At 72.1% G+C, this 17,545-nt stretch carries 16 protein-coding genes and 1 pseudogene; 10 read left to right on the top strand and 7 right to left on the bottom strand.

The window, feature by feature from the left end; all coding sequences use genetic code 11:
* The first annotated feature begins 1 nt into the window (after position 1).
* The 5 genes from ACFWBW_RS29020 (at position 2) to efeU (ending at position 5,621) form a co-directional block, all read left to right on the top strand.
* On the top strand, positions 2-1,141 hold the full coding sequence (locus ACFWBW_RS29020; protein WP_385378389.1) for a FecCD family ABC transporter permease: 1,140 nt from the start codon (positions 2-4) through the stop codon (positions 1,139-1,141).
* Positions 1,138-2,061, top strand: coding sequence for a heme ABC transporter ATP-binding protein (locus ACFWBW_RS29015; RefSeq protein WP_385378386.1), 924 nt, complete (start codon positions 1,138-1,140; stop codon positions 2,059-2,061). The genes ACFWBW_RS29020 and ACFWBW_RS29015 overlap by 4 nt, the downstream gene beginning before the upstream one ends.
* Before the next feature lie 187 nt (positions 2,062-2,248).
* Positions 2,249-3,400 carry an iron uptake system protein EfeO gene (gene efeO / locus ACFWBW_RS29010; RefSeq protein ID WP_385378383.1) on the top strand — a complete coding sequence of 384 codons (1,152 nt, stop codon included), beginning with the start codon at positions 2,249-2,251 and terminating at the stop codon, positions 3,398-3,400.
* Between the two features lie 34 nt (positions 3,401-3,434).
* Complete coding sequence (gene efeB / locus ACFWBW_RS29005) at positions 3,435-4,739, top strand: iron uptake transporter deferrochelatase/peroxidase subunit (protein WP_385378381.1); 1,305 nt, start codon at positions 3,435-3,437, stop codon at positions 4,737-4,739.
* An 18-nt stretch (positions 4,740-4,757) separates the two neighbouring features.
* On the top strand, positions 4,758-5,621 hold the full coding sequence (gene efeU / locus ACFWBW_RS29000; RefSeq protein ID WP_385378378.1) for an iron uptake transporter permease EfeU: 864 nt from the start codon (positions 4,758-4,760) through the stop codon (positions 5,619-5,621).
* 1 nt (position 5,622) lies between these two features.
* Here the strand turns inward: efeU and ACFWBW_RS28995 are convergent, their stop codons facing one another.
* From ACFWBW_RS28995 to ACFWBW_RS28985, 3 genes are all read right to left on the bottom strand, one after another.
* Positions 5,623-6,210, bottom strand: coding sequence for a GNAT family N-acetyltransferase (locus tag ACFWBW_RS28995; protein WP_385378375.1), 588 nt, complete (start codon positions 6,208-6,210; stop codon positions 5,623-5,625).
* Complete coding sequence (locus tag ACFWBW_RS28990) at positions 6,210-7,067, bottom strand: PhzF family phenazine biosynthesis protein (RefSeq protein WP_385378372.1); 858 nt, start codon at positions 7,065-7,067, stop codon at positions 6,210-6,212. The genes ACFWBW_RS28995 and ACFWBW_RS28990 overlap by 1 nt, the downstream gene beginning before the upstream one ends.
* Before the next feature lie 91 nt (positions 7,068-7,158).
* Positions 7,159-7,929, bottom strand: a complete 771-nt coding sequence (locus ACFWBW_RS28985; protein WP_385378369.1) for an SDR family oxidoreductase — start codon at positions 7,927-7,929, stop codon at positions 7,159-7,161.
* 108 nt (positions 7,930-8,037) lie between these two features.
* Between ACFWBW_RS28985 and ACFWBW_RS28980 the strand changes: the two genes are divergently transcribed.
* Both ACFWBW_RS28980 and ACFWBW_RS28975 read left to right on the top strand, forming a co-directional pair.
* Positions 8,038-9,345 (top strand): Bcr/CflA family multidrug efflux MFS transporter, encoded by a 1,308-nt coding sequence (locus tag ACFWBW_RS28980; protein WP_385378366.1) that lies wholly within the window; start codon positions 8,038-8,040, stop codon positions 9,343-9,345.
* Between the two features lie 55 nt (positions 9,346-9,400).
* Positions 9,401-10,405: a small ribosomal subunit Rsm22 family protein gene (locus ACFWBW_RS28975; protein ID WP_385378363.1), complete on the top strand. Its 1,005-nt coding sequence runs from the start codon at positions 9,401-9,403 to the stop codon at positions 10,403-10,405.
* Positions 10,406-10,468: 63 nt separating this feature from the next.
* Here the strand turns inward: ACFWBW_RS28975 and ddaH are convergent.
* Together ddaH and ACFWBW_RS28965 are read right to left on the bottom strand one after the other, a co-directional pair.
* A pseudogene (gene ddaH / locus ACFWBW_RS28970) lies at positions 10,469-11,287 on the bottom strand (dimethylargininase); the annotation flags it as partial.
* A 242-nt stretch (positions 11,288-11,529) separates the two neighbouring features.
* Positions 11,530-12,708, bottom strand: coding sequence for an RNA-guided endonuclease InsQ/TnpB family protein (locus ACFWBW_RS28965; RefSeq protein WP_385378360.1), 1,179 nt, complete (start codon positions 12,706-12,708; stop codon positions 11,530-11,532).
* Positions 12,709-12,875: 167 nt separating this feature from the next.
* On the opposite strand from ACFWBW_RS28965, the gene ACFWBW_RS28960 reads away from it, so the two are divergent.
* Entirely contained in the window at positions 12,876-13,508 is a 633-nt protein-coding gene (locus tag ACFWBW_RS28960) for a TetR/AcrR family transcriptional regulator (RefSeq protein ID WP_385378357.1), read from the top strand.
* A 202-nt stretch (positions 13,509-13,710) separates the two neighbouring features.
* A complete protein-coding gene (locus ACFWBW_RS28955) occupies positions 13,711-14,460 on the top strand; it encodes a bifunctional DNA primase/polymerase (protein ID WP_385378354.1) in 750 nt (249 codons plus the stop codon).
* Between the two features lie 166 nt (positions 14,461-14,626).
* Here ACFWBW_RS28955 and ACFWBW_RS28950 read toward each other — a convergent pair whose 3' ends face one another.
* Positions 14,627-15,592: a hypothetical protein gene (locus tag ACFWBW_RS28950; RefSeq protein ID WP_385378353.1), complete on the bottom strand. Its 966-nt coding sequence runs from the start codon at positions 15,590-15,592 to the stop codon at positions 14,627-14,629.
* A 171-nt stretch (positions 15,593-15,763) separates the two neighbouring features.
* On the opposite strand from ACFWBW_RS28950, the gene ACFWBW_RS28945 reads away from it, so the two are divergent.
* A complete protein-coding gene (locus ACFWBW_RS28945; RefSeq protein WP_385378350.1) occupies positions 15,764-16,393 on the top strand; it encodes a MerR family transcriptional regulator in 630 nt (209 codons plus the stop codon).
* A gap of 168 nt (positions 16,394-16,561) precedes the next feature.
* On the opposite strand, the gene yaaA is transcribed toward ACFWBW_RS28945, so the two are convergent.
* Positions 16,562-17,362: a peroxide stress protein YaaA gene (gene yaaA / locus ACFWBW_RS28940; protein ID WP_385378346.1), complete on the bottom strand. Its 801-nt coding sequence runs from the start codon at positions 17,360-17,362 to the stop codon at positions 16,562-16,564.
* Between the last annotated feature and the right edge of the window lie 183 nt (positions 17,363-17,545).

Genomic DNA, 17,545 nt, shown 5'->3' with positions numbered 1-17,545 from the left:
CGTGTCCCTCTCCTACGAAGCCCCCGAGACGCCGCCCGGAGCGGACCCCCTTCCCGCTCCCGGGCGGGCGGCGTCCCGGGCCGTCCCCACCGCCGCCGGCGCACCGCCCCGGCGGCGGTGGGGTTCCGCCTGGCTCACCGGCGCCCTGGCCGCCGTACTCGTGCTGCTCGCGCTGGTCTCCGCCGGAGTGGGTGCCTACGAGATCCCGCTCGGGGAGGTGGTCGGGTCGGTGCAGCACCGCCTCGGGCTGGGGGGCGCCGCCCTCGACCGGGTCGGGGAGAGCGTGCTGTGGAACGTACGGCTGCCGCGCGTGGTGCTCGCCCTGCTCGTCGGGGCGAGCCTCGGCTGCGCCGGAGCGCTGATGCAGGGGGTGTTCGGCAACCCCCTGGCCGAGCCCGGGGTCATCGGGATCTCGGCGGGCGCGGCCGTCGGGGCGGTCGCCGCGATCGGGCTGGGCCTGACCTTCTTCGGCAACTGGACCATCACCGCCTGCGCGTTCGTCGCGGGGCTGATCACCGTAGGCGCCGTCTACCTGCTCTCCCGCAACGGCGGGAAGACCGAGGTCGTCACCCTCATCCTGACCGGCATCGCCGTCAACGCCTTCGCGGGCGCCCTGATCGGCCTGTTCATCTTCTTCGCGGACAGCGGCCAGGTGAACCAGATCACCTTCTGGCAGCTCGGCTCCCTCGCCCAGGCCACCTGGCCCAAGGTGCTCGCCGTCCTGCCCTGCGCGCTGCTCGGCCTGGTCCTCGCCCCCTTCTACTCCCGCAAGCTGGACCTGCTGTCCCTCGGCGAGCGCCCCGCCCGCCACCTCGGCGTCGACGTCGAGCGGCTGCGGCTCGCGCTGATCCTGCTCGTCGCGCTGCTCACCGCGGCGGCCGTCGCCGTGGCCGGGATCATCAGCTTCGTCGGACTGCTCGTGCCGCACCTGCTGCGCATGGCCAACGGTCCGGGCCACCGGTTCCTGGTGCCCGGCAGCGCGCTCGCCGGAGCCGTGGTGCTGGTCGCCGGAGACCTGGCCGCGCGGACCCTCGCCCAGCCCGCCGAGCTGCCGCTCGGTGTCCTGACCGCCCTGCTCGGCAGCCCGTTCTTCTTCTGGCTGCTGCGCCGCACCCGCCGCAAGCAAGGAGGCTGGGCATGAGCGTCCGGCTGCGTTCCGGCCTCGCCGCGCTCCGCCTTCGCGGGAACAAGCGCGCCGTCCCCGCCCGGCCCGCCCCCGGTGCGCCGCTCGCCGAGGTCACGGACCTGCGCGTACGGCTGGGCGGGCGCGAGGTGCTCGCCGGGATCGGGCTGACCGTGCGGGCCGGGGAGGTGCTGGCCCTGGTCGGGCCGAACGGCGCGGGCAAGTCCACCCTGCTGGCGGCCCTGTCCGCGGACCTGCCGGCGGCCTCCGGGGAGGTCCGGATCGACGGGCGCCCGGTGGGCGACTGGCCGGCCCCCGAGCTGGCGCTGCGCCGGGCGGTGCTCCCCCAATCGGCCGCGCTGGCCTTCCCTTTTCCCGTGGAGGACGTCGTACGGATGGGCCGCGCCCCCTGGGCGGGCACCGAGCTGGCCGACTCCGACGAGGAGGCGGTGGCCGCCGCGATGGCCGCCACCGAGGTGACGGGCTTCGCGGCCCGCCCGTTCTCGGCGCTGTCCGGCGGCGAGCGGGCCCGGGTCGCGCTGGCCCGCGTACTGGCCCAGCGGGCCCCGCTGCTGCTGCTCGACGAGCCGACCGCGGCCCTGGACCTGCGCCACCAGGAGCTGGTGCTGCGGATCTGCCGGGAGCGGGCGGCGGCCGGGGACGGGGTCGTGGTGGTCCTGCACGACCTGGGTCTGGCGGCGGCGTACGCGGACCGGGTGGCCGTCCTGCACGACGGCAGGATCGCGGTGGACGGCCCGCCCGCGGAGGTGTTCGAGGACGGGCTGCTGAGCCGGGTCTACCGCCAGCCGGTGGAGGTCCTCCCGCACCCGCGCACCGGGGCACCGTTGGTGGTCCCCGTACGGGACGGCGAGCCGGGCGATCCCGGAGCGGAGCGTGCCGCCGTACGGAACGCCCACCGGGGTTTGACCTCGGCTTGACCCGGTCATGGGGGCGTCGTGGCGGGTCCGTGACGCCTCCGTGTCCGGCGGCCGAAGGTGTGCGCTGAATCACTGGACGTCTGGGTATGGGTGAGGTAAGCCTCGGTTAAGTTAGGTCCGCCTCACCGGCCGCCCCCACCCGATCGGGGCGGCCGTCTGCCGAACGCCAGACTGCCAGGAGCCCCCTATGCGCCCCGCCCGCCTCACCGTCGTTACCGCGGCAGCCGTCGTGGCCGCCCTCACCGCGGTCACCGGCTGCTCCGAGAAGAGCGACGCGTCCGGCGACGGCGTCATCAAGGTGGCCGCCTCCGACTCGGCCTGCGAGGTCTCCGCGACGGAGTTCCCGGCGGGCAAGGTCACCATCGAGGTCGAGAACAAGGGCTCCAAGGTCACCGAGCTCTACGTCCTGTTCCCCGACGACCGCATCGTCACCGAGCGCGAGAACATCGGCCCCGGCACCAAGGCCACCATCACCGCCGAGCTCAAGGCGGGCGACTACGAGATCGCCTGCAAGCCCGGCATGAAGGGCGACGGCATCCGCCAGCAGGTCAAGGCCACCGGCGGCGGCGCCGCCGTGAAGCGCAGCCCCGAGGCCGACGCCGCGGTCGCCGCGTACCGCAAGTACGTGCAGGAGCAGGCCGACGAGACCATCCCCAAGGCGCAGGTCTTCGCGGACGCGGTCAAGGCCGGCGACGTCGAGGCCGCGAAGAAGGCGTACGCCCCCTCGCGCATCGGCTGGGAGCGCACCGAGCCGGTCGCCGAGTCCTTCGGTGACATCGACCCGAAGGTCGACCTCCGCGAGGACGGCCTGGAGGCGGGCCAGGACCCGGAGAAGGACTGGACCGGCTGGCACAAGCTGGAGAAGTCCCTCTTCGAGGGCAACAAGATCGACGACGCGGACAAGAAGCTCGCCGAGACCCTGATGGCCGACCTGGCCGTGTGGCAGAAGAAGGTCGGCCAGGCGGAGATCACCCCCACCTCGATGGCGAACGGCGCCAAGGAGCTCCTCGACGAGGTCGCCACCGGCAAGGTGACGGGTGAGGAAGAGCGCTACAGCCACACCGACCTGGTCGACTTCAAGGCCAACGTCGAGGGCGCGGAGAAGGCGTACGAGCTGCTCAAGCCGGTCACGTCGAAGACCGACCCCGCGCTCACCGCCGAGCTGGACAAGCAGTTCGCGGCGCTGAACAACCTGCTGGAGAAGTACCGCCCGAACAAGGCCGTGTACGAGTTCGTCTCGTACGACAAGGTCGGCGAGGCCGAGCGCAAGGAGCTCTCCGACGGCGTCAACGCGCTGGCCGAGCCGCTCTCGAAGCTGGCCGCCGCGGTCGCGAAGTAACTCCGGAACAGCAGAGCAGGCGGGAGATCCTCACATGAGCGAGTCGGTGTCCGAGCAGGAGTCCGCACCGGACGACGGTGCCCGCGACGGCGCCCCGGAGCAGGCCGCCCCGGGTGCGCCCTCGCGCCGGGCCGTCCTGGGCTGGGGCGGCGCGGGCCTCGCGCTCGGCGCCGCGGCGGCCGGCGGTACGGCCATCGCTCTGAACTCGGGCCCCGACATGGTCTCGGCGGTCGCGGCCGGTGCGGCCGTGCCGTTCCACGGCGAGCACCAGGCCGGTATCGCCAGTGCCGTCCAGGACCGCCTGCACTTCGCGGCCTTCGACGTGAAGACGAAGGACCGCGCCGAGCTGATCCAGCTCCTCAAGGACTGGACCGCCGCGGCCCGCCTGATGACGGCCGGCCAGCCGGTCGGCGAGGGCGGCTTCGGCGGGCACCCCCAGGCCCCGCCGGACGACACGGGCGAGGCGCTGGGCCTGAAGGCCTCCCGCCTCACCCTGACCATCGGTTTCGGGCCGGGCCTGTTCGCCAAGGGCCGCTTCGGTCTGGAGGGCAAGCGCCCCGAGGCTCTGATCGACCTGGAGCTCTTCCCCGGCGACAACCTCGACCCCGCCCGCTCCGGCGGCGACCTGTGCGTCCAGGCCTGCGCCGACGACCCCCAGGTCGCGGTGCACGCCATCCGCCAGCTCGCCCGCATCGGCTTCGGCAAGACGGCGGTGCGCTGGTCGCAGCTGGGCTTCGGCAAGACCTCCTCGACCACGCCCGACGCGCAGACCCCGCGCAACATGATGGGCTTCAAGGACGGCACCCGGAACATCTCGGGCACCGACAAGGCCGCCCTGGACAAGCACGTGTGGGTCGGCGCCGGAGATGGCAGCGACTGGCTGGCCGGCGGCTCGTACCTCGTGGCGCGCCGGATCCGGATGAACATCGAGACGTGGGACCGCACGCCCCTGGGCGAGCAGGAGGACATCTTCGGCCGCGACAAGGGCGAGGGCGCCCCCGTGGGCAAGTCCAAGGAGCGCGACGAGCCGTTCCTGAAGGCGATGAAGCCCGAGGCGCACGTCCGCCTCGCGCACCCGGACAGCAACAACGGCGCGATGATGCTGCGCCGCGGCTACTCCTTCACCGACGGCACGGACGGACTGGGCCGGCTCGACGCTGGCCTGTTCTTCCTCGCTTACCAGCGCGACGTCCGCAAGGGCTTCGTCCCGGTGCAGCGCAGCCTGGCGAAGGCCGATGTCCTCAACGAATACATCCAGCACGTGGGTTCGGCCGTCTTCGCCGTCCCGCCGGGCGTCCGTGACAAGGACGACTGGTGGGGCCGGACGCTGTTCGCGTAGGGGACGGGGAAAACCGAGATGTTCAGCAACTATCTGATCGGACTGCGCGAGGGGCTGGAAGCCAGCCTCGTCGTCTGCATCCTCATCGCGTACCTGGTGAAGACCGGGAACAAGGACAGGCTGGGGCCGCTGTGGCTGGGCGTCGGCCTGGCCGCCGCGGTGTCCCTGGCCTTCGGCGCGGGCCTCGAGTTCGGCACGCAGGAACTGACCTTCAAGGCGCAGGAGGCCATCGGCGGCACCCTGTCGATCGTCGCGGTCGGCCTGGTCACCTGGATGGTCTTCTGGATGAAGCGCACCGCGCGGCACCTGAAGGCCGAGCTCCACGGCAAGCTCGACGCGGCGCTCGCGATGGGCACCGGCGCCCTGGTGGCCACCGCGTTCCTGGCCGTCGGCCGGGAGGGCCTGGAGACCTCGCTGTTCGTGTGGCGTTCGGTGCACGCGGCCGGTGACGGCGCGGGCCCGCTGATCGGCGTGCTGCTCGGCATCGGGTCGTCGATCGTCCTGGGCTGGCTGTTCTACCGCGGCGCGCTGAAGATCAACCTGTCGAAGTTCTTCACGTGGACCGGCGGCATGCTGGTCGTGGTCGCCGCGGGCGTGCTCGCGTACGGGGTCCACGACCTCCAGGAGGCCGACTTCGTGCCGGGACTGAACGACAAGGCCTTCGACATCAGCTCGACGATCCCGCCGGACAGCTGGTACGGGACTCTGCTGAAGGGCACCTTCAACTTCCAGCCGGACCCGACGGTGCTCCAGGTCGTCGTGTGGGCCCTGTACCTGGTTCCGGTGCTCACCCTGTTCCTGGCCCCGCCGCTGGTCAAGCCCGGCAAGCCGGCGTCGTCGCCGAAGTCCGGGGCGAAGAAGTCGGCGCCGAGCGGCTCCTGACTCACCACAGCCTGTCGACCGTCCCCGGGTAGAGGGGGACGCGGATGCCGGTGAAGGCCGCGCGGACCTGGTCCGCGCGGCCTTCGTCGTCCGCGGCGCGGGCGTCCCGGGCGAAGAACGCCCCGAGCACCGTCTTGCCGAGGCCCGGGGCGTCCGTCGCGAGGGGGTCCGCGGGGGTGCCGCCGACCAAGACCGTGCCCGGCAGCACCTCAAAGCCGGCCGCCTCGTAGAACGGGGCCAGCTCCCGGTCGCAGCTGAACAGCGCCAGGTCCACCGCCGGATCGGCGGCGAGCGCCGCGCGGGCCGCCGCCACCAGCCGGGAGCCGTACCCGCGCCCCCGTACGCCGGCCCGGGTGACCACGCCGCTCAGCCCGGCCGCGCGGTAGGTGCGCCCGTCCGCGAGCCGGACCGGCTTGTACAGCAGCGCCAGGCAGGCGGCGACCCGCCCGTCGGCGTCCAGGAGCAGCAGGGCGCGCGGGGCGAGCGCCGGGTCGTGCCCGGGGGACGACCCGGGCCATGCCTGCGCCTCCAGGGCCGCCACCTGCGCGGCGAGCCCGGAGGGCAGGACTTCGTACGTCTCGATCCGCACTACGGGATCAGCGCCCCCGCGCCGCCCACCCGGACCCGGGAGTCGCCGGACCGGAGCTCCACCGTCAGGACGCCGGGGCGTCCCATGTCCTCGCCCTGGTGCAGGGTGAGGACGGCGTCGGCCGGGACCAGGCCGAGCTCGCGGGCGTACGCCCCGAAGGCGGCCGCGGCCGCGCCGGTCGCCGGGTCCTCGACGACGCCGCCGACCGGGAAGGGGTTGCGTACGTGGAACTCCGCCGGGCCCGCCCGGTGCACGAGCTGCGCGGTGACCAGGTCGAGGCGCCGCATCAGCGCCTCCAGCCGGGCGAAGTCGTAGGTCAGGTCCGCGAGCCGGGCCCGGGTGGCGGCGCCGAGCACCAGGTGGCGGGCGCCGGCGTAGGCGATCCGCGGCGGGAACTGCGGATCCAGGTCGGCGGCCGGCCAGTCCAGCGCGGCCAGGGCCTCGGCGAGGTCGGCCGGGTCCAGGTCCTCGATGTGCGGTTCGACGCTGGTCAGGGTGGCGCGCAGCCCGTCGCCCTCCCGGGTCACCGACACCGGCACGGTGCCCGCGCGGGTCGCGAACAGCAGCTCGCCCGGGCCGATCCGCTCGCCCAGCGCGACGGCGGTGGCCACGGTGGCGTGCCCGCAGAACGGGACCTCCACCTTCGGGCTGAAATAGCGAACGGTGAAGGCCCGACCTTCCTCACCGCCCAGGCCCTCGGGCGGGGCGGTGAGGAAAGCCGTCTCGCTGTAGCCCAGTTCGGCGGCGATCTTCAGCATGGCGGCCTCGTCGAGGCCCGCGGCGTCGAGGACGACACCGGCGGGGTTGCCGCCGGACGGGTCGTCGGAGAAGGCGGTGTAGCGCAGTACGTCGGTCATGATCGACTCAACTGCGGACACCGGGCCCGCATTCCCGGATCCGGAGCGTATTCGCAGGTCGGGACGGGCCCCGGGACGGGTGCGAAACGGGTCAGCCGCGCCCGATGTAGGGCATCGCGGTCGCCATCACCGTCGCGAACTGCACGTTGGCCCCCAGCGGGAGCTCCGCCATGTGCAGCACCGTGCGCGCCACGTCGGACGCGTCCATGACGGGCTCCACCGCGAGCTGTCCGTTGGCCTGCATGATCCCGGTCTGCATCCGCTCGGTCATCTCGGTGGCCGCGTTGCCGATGTCGATCTGCCCGCACGCGATCCCGTACGGCCGTCCGTCCAGCGACAGGGACTTCGTCAGGCCGGTCATGGCGTGCTTGGTCGCGGTGTAGGCGATCGAGTTCGGCCGGGGCACGTGCGCGGAGATGGAGCCGTTGTTGATGATGCGGCCGCCCTGCGGGTCCTGGGCCTTCATCACCCGGAAGGCCGCCTGCGCGCAGAGGAAGGAGCCGGTGAGGTTGACGTCGACCACCGAGCGCCAGGCCTCGTAGGAGATGTCCTCCAGCGGGACTCCGGCCGGGCCGAAGGTGCCCGCGTTGTTGAAGAGCAGGTCGACCCGCCCGTAGCGCTCGGACACGGTCTCGAACAGCGAGGTCACGTCGCGCGGATCGCTCACGTCGGCCCGTACGCACAGCACGTCGGCGTCCGGGTGGGCGGCCCTGGCGGCCTCGGCGGCCTCTTCCAGCGGCCCGGTCCTGCGGCCGGCCACGGCCACCGCCCATCCGGCGGCGGCGAGGGTGAGTGCCACTGAGCGGCCGATTCCGGATCCGGCTCCGGTCACTACGGCGATCTGCTTCACGCGTGCGTTCATGGGGCCGCAGGTTACGTCACATGGGCCGCCCGTCCCGGAACGTTCCGATTGCTGAGAGCATGGGGCGGCAGGGGTGCTGAGAAATGACGATAAGACTGGAGTTTCCGCATGTCGGAGAGAGGCCGCGCGACAGCGCCCTCGAAGGACTCGTCGCCCTCGACCCCTTCCCCCACCATCATCACCACCACCACCGCGCCCCTGACAGCCGCACGCCGGACGGGGCTGCTCGTCACCTTCATCCTCGGCGGGCTCACCGCGCTCCCCCCGCTGTCCATGGACATGTACCTGCCGGCGCTGCCGACGGTGGCCAAGGTCCTGAACAGCCCTGCCGCGACCGTCCAGCTCACCCTCACCGCCTGCCTCGCCGGCATGGCCCTGGGCCAGCTGGTGATCGGCCCGATGAGCGACAAGTGGGGCCGGCGGCGCCCCCTGCTCATCGGCATGGTCGTCTACGTCCTCGCCACCGCCATCTGCGCCTTCGCCCCGACCGTCGAGCTGCTGATCGCCTTCCGGCTGCTCCAGGGCCTGGCCGGCGCGGCCGCGATCGTGATCGCGCGGGCCGTCGTACGCGATCTGTACGACGGGGTCGAGATGGCCCGGTTCTTCTCCACCCTGATGCTCATATCCGGCGCGGCACCGATCATCGCCCCGCTCGTCGGCGGCCAGGTGCTGCGCTTCGCCGACTGGCGCGGGGTCTTCGTCGTCCTCACCGTCGTGGGGGCCCTGCTGACCGTCCTGGTCTGGCGGAAGCTCGACGAGACGCTGCCGCCCGAGCGGCGCCAGACCGGCGGCGTCGGCGCCGCGCTGCGGACCATGCGCGGGCTGTTCGCCGACCGGGTCTTCGCCGGCTACACGCTGGCCGGCGGGTTCTCCTTCGCGGCGCTGTTCGCGTACATCTCCGCCTCGCCGTTCGTCGTGCAGGAGATCTACGGTGCTTCGGCCCAGACCTTCAGCCTGCTCTTCGGCGTCAACTCCCTCGGCCTGATCGCGGTGGGCCAGATCAACGGCAAGCTGCTGGTCGGCCGGGTCAGCCTGGACAAGGTGCTGGGATACGGGCTCGCGGTCATCCTGGCGGCCTCGGCCGCCCTGCTCCTGATGACCTCGGGGGTCTTCGGCGAGGTCGGGCTCTTCGCGATCTGCGCCGGGCTGTTCGTCCTGATGTCCGCGATGGGCCTGGTGCTGCCGAACACCAACGCGCAGGCCCTGATGCGCACCCCGCACGCGGCCGGCTCGGCCTCCGCCCTGCTCGGCACCTCCTCCTTCCTGGTCGGAGCCGTGGCCTCCCCCCTGGTCGGCATCGCCGGCGAGGACACGGCGGTACCCATGGCCGTGGTCCAGGCGGCCTGCTCCCTCCTCGCGGTCCTCTGCTTCGTCGTCCTGTGCCGCCCCTGGCGCACCGCCGGCACGAACGCCTGACCGTCCGGGGCCGGGCCCGGCCTTCGACCCCGGCCCGGCCCCGTAAACTTGGCGGGTGAACGACTCCGCCACCACCACCGCCGAAACCCTGCGCAGCGCCCTCGCCGGCCTGCTCGAAGGCCTCCCGCAGAAGCAGGCCACGGCCTCCGTGGAACGGCTGATCGCCAACTACCGCGGCGAGATCCCGACCAACACGCCCGTCCTGCGCAACCGCGCCGACGTGGCCGCGTACGCGGCGTACCGGATGCCCGCCACCTTCGAGGCCGTACGGTCCGCCCTGGACGGGCTCGCCGAGGCGGCCCCGGGCTGGTCCCCGGCCTCCCACGTGGACGTGGGAGGCGGCACCGGCGCGGCGGCCTGGGCGGCGGACGCCACCTGGGGCGGGCCCCGCGAGACGGCGGTACTGGACTGGGCCGACCCGGCGCTGCTCCTCGGCAAGGAGCTGGCCGCGGCCTCCTCCTCCGCCACGCTGCGGGCCGCCGAGTGGCGGCGGACCGTCATCGGGGCCGGGCTGACGATCCCCGGGGCGGACCTGGTGACGGTCTCCTACGTCCTGGGCGAACTGACCCCGGAGGCCCGCCGCGAGGTGGTCGCCGAGGCGGCGCGGGCCGGTCAGGCCGTGGTGCTGGTCGAGCCGGGCACGCCGGAGGGCTACCTGCGCGTCCGCGAGGCCCGCGACCAGCTGATCGAGGCCGGCCTGCGGGTCGCGGCCCCGTGCCCGCACGACGGGACCTGCCCGATCGAGGTCGGCAAGGACTGGTGCCACTTCTCCACCCGGGTCAGCCGGTCCTCCCTGCACCGGCAGATCAAGGGCGGCTCCCTCCCCTACGAGGACGAGAAGTTCAGCTACGTGGCCGCCACCCGCTTCCCGGTGGAGCCGGCCGCCTCCCGGATCACGCGCAGGCCGCAGATCCGCAAGGGGCTGGTCCTGCTGGAGCTGTGCGGACCCGAGGCCGAGGGGCAGACGAAGGTCAACGTAACCAAGCGCCACGGAGACCTGTACAAGGCCGCGCGCGACGCCGACTGGGGCCAGGAGTGGCCGCCTCCGCAGGAGGCCTGAGCCCGTAGGAGGCCTGAGCCCGTAGGGGGCCCGGGCCCCCTACGGGGCACGACCCGCCGCCGGCTAGGGCCTCAGCTCCTGCGTGCAGCACTTCACGCTGCCGCCGCCCTTGAGCAGCTCCCCCAGATCCATCGGGACCGGCTCGAACCCCCGCGCCCGCAAGGGTGCGAAGAGCCCGGTCGCCTCCTGCGGGAGCAGCACGTGCCGGCCGTCCGAGACCGCGTTGAGGCCGAGGGCGGCCGCGTCCTGGGCCTCGGCGAGCAGCGCGTCGGGGAAGAGCCGGCGCAGGACCGCCCGGCTGCCCTCGGAGAAGGCGTCCGGGTAGTACATGACCTCGTCGCCGTCGAGCACGGACAGGGCCGTGTCCAGGTGGTAGTAGCGCGGGTCGACCAGGTCGAGACCGATGACCGGGCGGCCGAAGAACTCCTGGGCCTCGTCGTGCGAGAGCGGACTGGAGCGGAAGCCCCGGCCGGCCAGGATGTAGGTGGCGGTGACGGCGAAGTCGCCCTCGCCCTCGTTGATGTGCGAGGGCTCGTGCACGTCCTGGAAGCCGTTGTTGCGGAACCAGTCGAGGTGGAGCTCCGCCTCGGCGGCCCGCTCGGGGTAGGCGAACCGCGCACCCAGCACCCGGCCGTCGATGACGAGGGCGCCGTTGGCCGCGAAGACCATGTCGGGCAGCATGCGGTCGGGGACGAGGGTCTCGACGGTGTGACCGAGGGCCCGGTAGCGGTCGCGGAGGTCCTCCCACTGGGCCAGGGCCAGGGGCAGGTCCACCGGTTTCGTGGGGTCCATCCACGGGTTGATGGAGTACGTGACCTTGAAGTGCGCGGGTGGGCACATCAGGTACCGCCGGGGTGTGGCGTCTCTGCGCAATGAAGGCTCCTCACGGTGATGAGAAGAGAATCGTCTCTCCTCCGCGAGGACGGCGCAGTGAACTGATTGGGTGGTTTCCTGAACGGCCGAAAGACGAGGGCTTCAGGCCCCCACGGCGAGGCATTGATCAAGCTGTCCGTCCCGCTCGCGCATCAGGCCAACAGCGAGCACGGTCGGTACGTGCCGCCGGCTGGGAAACGGTTGATAAGTTGCCGAATTGACATACTCCCCTCCCCGTAGGGAGGGGGTTCCTACGGCTCGCGCCGTGGGGTTTTCTGCTTCGCCGCCGACTGCCCGCCCGGAGAACTCCGTTGAGGTCTTACACCAGCTCCACAGACAGACACGGCCAGCCCGGCCGCCAGAATGTTCTTCGCCGCGTTCACGTCACGGTCGTGGGTCACACCGCAGCCACACGTCCACTCACGGACGTTCAGCGGCATCTTGCCCGCGATGGTGCCGCAGGCGGAGCACAGCTTGGAGGACGGGAACCATCGGTCAACGGGGACCAGGTTCCTTCCGTACCAGGCAGTTTTGTACTCCAGCATGTGGCGCATCGTGGCCCAGGCCGCATCACTGATGGCGCGGGCCAGGGTGTGGTTCTTGACCATGTTGCGCACGGTCAGGTCCTCGATCACGATCGTTTGGTTCTCACGAACGAGCCGAGTGGTCAACTTGTGCAGGTGGTCACGCCTGCGGTCCGCGATCCGGGCATGGATCTTGGCAACCTTGCACCGGGCCTTGGCCCGGTTGGTACCGGCACCATTGGCCTTACGGGACAGTTCCCGCTGGGCCTTGGCGAGCCGGGCCCGGTCCTTGCGTTCGAACTTCGGATTGGTGACCTTCTCCCCGGTGGAGAGCGTCACGAGGCTGGCGATACCGACGTCGATCCCGACAGCCTTCGTGGTGTCGGGCATGGGCCCGGGCATGTCATCGCACAGCATGGAAACGAACCATCGCCCGGCCGCGTCGTGCGACACCGTCACGGTGCTGGGCGTCGCACCCTCCGGCAGCGGCCTCGACCACACAACCGCCAGCGGGTCCGCCATCTTCGCCAGGGTCAGCGCACCATCCCGGTAGCGGAACGCACTGGACGTGTACTCAGCGGACTTGCGGGACCTCTTCCGCGACTTGAAGCGCGGGTACTTACCCCGCTTGGCGAAGAAATTGGCAAACGCGCCTTGCAGATGCCGAAGGCCCTGCTGGAGCGGAACGGAGGAGACCTCGGAGAGGTAGGACAGCTCCTCAGTCTTCTTCCACGCCGTCAGCATGGCCGAGGTGGCGTTGTAGTTGACCCGCTCCTGCCGCGCCCACGCTTCCGTACGGGCCGCGAGCGCCAGGTTGTAGACCTTCCGCACACAACCGAAGGTGCGCGACAGCTCAGATGCCTGCGCATCGGTCGGATAGAAGCGGTACTTGAACGCCCGCTTCACGTGACATGTGATCAAGATCACAAACTAGCCTGCCTGCGCGTGAACCTCAAATCTGCCGGTCAGGGCACTGAGATCCACCCTGGCTCCGGATCCCAGCCCATTGCCCCGCTCCGCAGGAGTCCGTTTTCTCCCCGCCCTGAAGGGCGGGATTTCCTCGGAGGTATCCGATGAGCTCCAGCCCCCTCCCCGCCTCCGCCCCCCGGTCCCCGGACGCCACGCGCCGCAGCGACCGCTCGCGGCGGGCCATCCTGGACGCGGCGCTCGACCTGGTGGGAGAGGTCGGCTACAACAAGCTGACCATCGAGGCCATCGCCGCCCGCGCCGGAGTCGGCAAGCAGACCATCTACCGCTGGTGGCCGTCGAAGGCAGCGGTCCTGCTCGACGCCTCGGTCGCGCTCGCCGGGGACGCGCAGTCCGAGGGGGCGTGGACCGGCTTCCCCGACACCGGGGACCTGGCCGCCGACCTGAAGTACGTACTGCGGGCGACGGTGGACGAGTTCGCCGACGAGCGGTACGCGGCCCCCGCGCGCGCCCTGACGGCGGCCGGCGCCACCGACCCCGAGCTCGGGGCGCGCTTCACCGAGCAGCTGCTGGAGCCCCAGCTCGCGCTGTACGAGGAGCGTTTGCGGTCGGCTCGAGAGGCCGGACAGCTCCCGCCGGACACCGATCTGCGGCTGACCGTGGAGATGCTGCTCGGACCTCTGACCTACCGCTGGCTGCTGCGCACGGCGCCGCTCACGCACGCGTATGCGGACGCGCTGGTGGACTCGGTCCTGGGCGGAGCCGGCGCGAGGCCCTGACCAGGGGCAGGACCCCGAGAGGTCGGGGCGGGGCCCGGACGGCACCGGGTGGGATAAGTCATGGGGCTCCTGACGACCGAGAACATATGGCCGATTTCTATGGTTATGTGGGACTCCTGGTCGGGGGGTGCGGTCACCCGGCGGCCAGGATGGTGGGAACATGTGAGGGTCTGCCGGGGCAACGGTGTAGGTGAGGGGATAGATGGGGTCTGAGTCGGGCCGCGTCAAACGCGGCGAGCAGAGCAGGATTTCCCAGTGGCTGCGCCGCAAGCCCAAACCCGACGCCGCGGACCCCGCACGAGAACGCGAAGCGCTGCTGCTGGCCGTCGCCGCGGCGGGTCTGCCGATCTCCCCCGCCGCGCACCCCGCCGGCTACCGGTGTTCGTGCGACCGGATCGGCTGTCCGACGCCCGCACGACACCCCGTCTCCTTCGCCTGGCAGACGCAGTCCACGACGGACCGCGCGCAGGTCGAACGCTGGGCGCGCAACCAGCCCGCGGCCAACTTCATCACCGCGACGGGCATGGTCCACGACGTACTGGACGTCCCCCTGGAGGCCGGGCACAGCGCGCTGGAACGCCTGCTGGCCGCCGGCGTCGAGGTCGGCCCGGTCGCGGAATCGGGCGGTACGGGCGACCAGGCCCGGATGCTCTTCTTCACCGCGACCCGGGGCACGCCCGAGGACGAGGACGAGTGGTGGCCCTGCGAACTGGACTGCCACCCCGAGACGATGGACGAGCACCCCGGACTGCGCTGGCACTGCCGGGGCAGCTACGTACTGGTCCCGCCGGCCGCACTCCCGGGCGACCTCGCGGTGACCTGGCTCCGCGGCATGGAGCACCCGCTCGTCGACCCGCTGACCCTGCTGGAAACCCTCACGGACGCGTGCGCCACCTACGCCGGCGCCTCCGACCAGACCCCCGCCACGGTCGCCTGGCCCCTGGGCCGCTGACGCCCTAGGGGGTGTCTTGACGATCAGGCCGGGCTCGCGGCGCCCGGCACCGCGCCTCGCCGCGTTGTCGTCACTCGCCGACGCTCCGCGTCGACTCCCTCCTCCGCCTTGCGATCCACGGCACCAGACCCCGCTCCCTGATCCGGCCTGATCGACAAGACACCCCCTAGCTCCGCACCGAGGGCCGCGGCACGGAACCGGGGCTCGCCGGGTCGGCGCCTTCGCGCGTGCCGGGCCCGCCGCCCCGGCGGAGGCTGAGCCGGGTCCCCAGTGCGGCCGCCGCCAGGATCAGCCCGGCCGCGCCCAGCGTCGTCCCGTCCGGGGAGGTCAGCGACTGACCGCGCAGCGCCTGCCAGGTCAGCAGGGCCAGTACCGCCCCGTACACCGCGCCCGCGACCAGCACCAGGCGCAGCCGTACCCGCTCCTCGCCCAGCACGGCGAACCGTGCGGCGAGGGCGGCCAGAACCAGGACGAACAGCGGCAGCAGCTGGAGCGCGTGCATCCCCACGAAGTGCGGGACGCGCAGGTCGCCGCCGGTGGTGGACCAGCCGGTGAGCGGCATGCCGGGGCCGCCGTCCGGCACTCCCACGGCGTGCCCGCCCACGATCGGGGCCCCGTCGTCGCCGGCCGCGCGCTGCACGGCGGTCGGCTGGGTCATCAGGAAGCCGAGCCCCGCGCCGGCCAGCGCCAGGGCCGCGGCGATCCGGATCGACCAGGTGGTGGCCCGGTCCGCGATCCGGGCCCGGAACAGCAGGACGGCGATCACCAGCGCCCCCAGCCACAGCACCACGATGCTCCCGGCCATGACGTCGTACAGCCGTGCGTCGAAGGGTGTGGCGTAGTTGAAGTGGCTCTGCCGGCCACGGAAGGCCTGTGCGGTGATGAGCACCATCTCCACCCCGCTGGCCACCGCCACCACCGTGCCCGCCCACCACGCGGGCCGGGCGAGCCGGGGCCGGGCCCGTTCGAGCAGGGAGATCATCCAGGCCAGGCTCAAGCCGTAGGCGGCGAGCGAGACGGCGAACTTGAGGGGTTTGGCCCAGATCGGGGCGCCCACCAGGGTCCGGTCGTCGACGAGCAGGCCGATGGCGGAACCGGCCGCCCATAAGACCATCGAGGCGGCGAGCACCATCAACGGACGGTGCCAGGCACGCAATGGACGGTGCCAGGCATGCGGGAACACAAGCGACATCCCTCTACCCCCAGATCGAAACAGATAATGGCACTCTCCACTATCCGGTAGTGCCACTATCTATGATGGGTACGGCACACACAAGGGGCCGAGGGACGGACGGAAGCGAAGATGCGCATCGGAGAGCTGAGCGCGCGGACCGGGGTACCGGTACCGACGATCAAGTACTACCTACGGGAGGGCCTGCTCCCGGCCGGCCTGCTCAGCAGCCCCAACCAGGCGCGCTACGACGAGACGCACGAGCGCAGGCTGCGCCTGATCCGCGGCCTCCTGGAGGTGGGGAAGCTCCCCGTGGCGGCCATCGGCGAAGTGATCCGCGCCATCGACGACAAGGACCGGTCGGTCCACGAAATGCTCGGCTCGGTGGCCGACGCGCTGGTGCCCGAGCACGGCGGGACACCTGACGCCGAGACCGAGCTCGCACGGGCGAAGGTGGCCGCGATCATCGAGCGGCGAGGCTGGCGCGTGGACGCGGACACCCCCGCGGGCGAGGCACTGGCCGCCGCGCTGGCCGCGCTGGAGCGGGCCGGTCACGGAGCCTTCACGGAGGTGCTCGACGCGTACGCGGAGGCGGCCGAGCTGGCCGCCTCCGCGGACCTGGCGTACACGGCCCGCGCGGTGGCACGGGAGGACCTGGTCGAAGCGGTCGCGGTCGGCACGGTCCTGGGCGACGCGATGTTCGCGTCCCTCCGCAGACTGGCCCAGGTGGACGCCTCGTCCCGCACCTACGGAACGGACTGACCGCCCGGGTCGGGGACGGGGGCGGGGTGGGGTGTCGGCCTGGACGTAGAGCGTGATTTGTGGCGCAAAAGAAGCCTATGCTGCCAAAGCCGAGCACAGGGCGCCTAAATCATGCAGTCCAGGCCGACACCCCACCCCGCCCCCGGCACCGGCCCACCGCAGCCCCAGTTAGTGGATCTGGGTGACGACCACGTCGAGGGACCACGCCTTGCCCGGCTTGGCCGGCGCCTCGGCCTCCACCGCGAACCCCAGGTCCCGCAGGGCCGTCACCAGCTCCGCCGGCGAAGCCGGGACCGCACCCGCCGACAGCAGGTCGCGGACCAGCCGCCCCTTGGTGGCCTTGTTGAAGTGGCTCACCACCGACCGCTTCTCCACCCCGTCCACCAGCTGGGAGTGGAGCACGCGGACCGTGGCCGTACGCCCCGCCACCTCCCCCTTGGGCTTCCACGCGGAGGCGTACGCCGAGGACCGCAGGTCCAGGACCAGGCCCTCCCCCGCCGCCTCCGGCATCACCGAAGCCATCGGTTCGCGCCAGAACGCGCCCAGCGCCCCCAGCCCCGGCAGCTTCACGCCCATCGAGCAGCGATAAGAGGGAATGCGGTCGGCGACCCCGACCGCCCCCCACAGGCCGGAGAAGACCAGCAGGGACTCCGCGGCCAGCGACGCCGCCCCGGGCGTGAGGGTCGACAGGCCCAGCGCGTCGTAGAGGACGCCCGTGTAGATCTCGCCGGCCGGGCGGGCGACCGCCGTCTTCAGCTCCGCGTTCTTGGCGACCTCACCGCGCAGGCCCTCGCTCAGACCGAGCACCTCGCGGGCCTTCAGCTCGTCGCCGACGCACAGCTCGACCAGTTCCTCCAGCACCGCGGCCCGGGCCGCGGCCAGCCCCGGCAGCGAGAGCGTCTCCGGCTTCAGCGGTGCGCCGGAGCCGCCGGCGGCCTTTCCTTCGGACGGCGGCAGCAGCACGAGCACGATGGTTCTCCTTCGACGGGCACGGCACAGCAACGGGGGTGCGGCCCCCGACCAGGGTAGACGGCTCGCCGTGCCGCCCGAGCCCACCAGTCCTAGGGCGTGTCCGCAAAGTCCCGCCTGCCTCGCGACGCCCGGCACGTGCTCTCGGCGCACCGGGCGAAATCCCGAGTACGTCCAGTACAC

It is taken from the genome of Streptomyces sp. NPDC059957, assembly GCF_042730015.1.
Classification (GTDB): Bacteria; Actinomycetota; Actinomycetes; order Streptomycetales; family Streptomycetaceae; genus Streptomyces.
Note: the sequence above shows the minus strand (reverse complement) of the source record. Positions and strands in the feature narration are given on the sequence as shown.

Bases quoted from the DNA above. Each gene is read 5' to 3' on its own strand.
- ACFWBW_RS29015 (WP_385378386.1), top strand. From the start codon at position 1,138: ATGAGCGTCCGGCTGCGTTCCGGCCTCGCCGCGCTCCGCCTTCGCGGG.
- efeO (WP_385378383.1), top strand. From the start codon at position 2,249: ATGCGCCCCGCCCGCCTCACCGTCGTTACCGCGGCAGCCGTCGTGGCC.
- efeB (WP_385378381.1), top strand. From the start codon at position 3,435: ATGAGCGAGTCGGTGTCCGAGCAGGAGTCCGCACCGGACGACGGTGCC.
- efeU (WP_385378378.1), top strand. From the start codon at position 4,758: ATGTTCAGCAACTATCTGATCGGACTGCGCGAGGGGCTGGAAGCCAGC.
- ACFWBW_RS28990 (WP_385378372.1), bottom strand. From the start codon at position 7,067: ATGACCGACGTACTGCGCTACACCGCCTTCTCCGACGACCCGTCCGGC.
- ACFWBW_RS28985 (WP_385378369.1), bottom strand. From the start codon at position 7,929: ATGAACGCACGCGTGAAGCAGATCGCCGTAGTGACCGGAGCCGGATCC.
- ACFWBW_RS28980 (WP_385378366.1), top strand. From the start codon at position 8,038: ATGTCGGAGAGAGGCCGCGCGACAGCGCCCTCGAAGGACTCGTCGCCC.
- ACFWBW_RS28960 (WP_385378357.1), top strand. From the start codon at position 12,876: ATGAGCTCCAGCCCCCTCCCCGCCTCCGCCCCCCGGTCCCCGGACGCC.
- ACFWBW_RS28955 (WP_385378354.1), top strand. From the start codon at position 13,711: ATGGGGTCTGAGTCGGGCCGCGTCAAACGCGGCGAGCAGAGCAGGATT.
- ACFWBW_RS28950 (WP_385378353.1), bottom strand. From the start codon at position 15,592: ATGGTGCTCGCCGCCTCGATGGTCTTATGGGCGGCCGGTTCCGCCATC.
- ACFWBW_RS28945 (WP_385378350.1), top strand. From the start codon at position 15,764: ATGCGCATCGGAGAGCTGAGCGCGCGGACCGGGGTACCGGTACCGACG.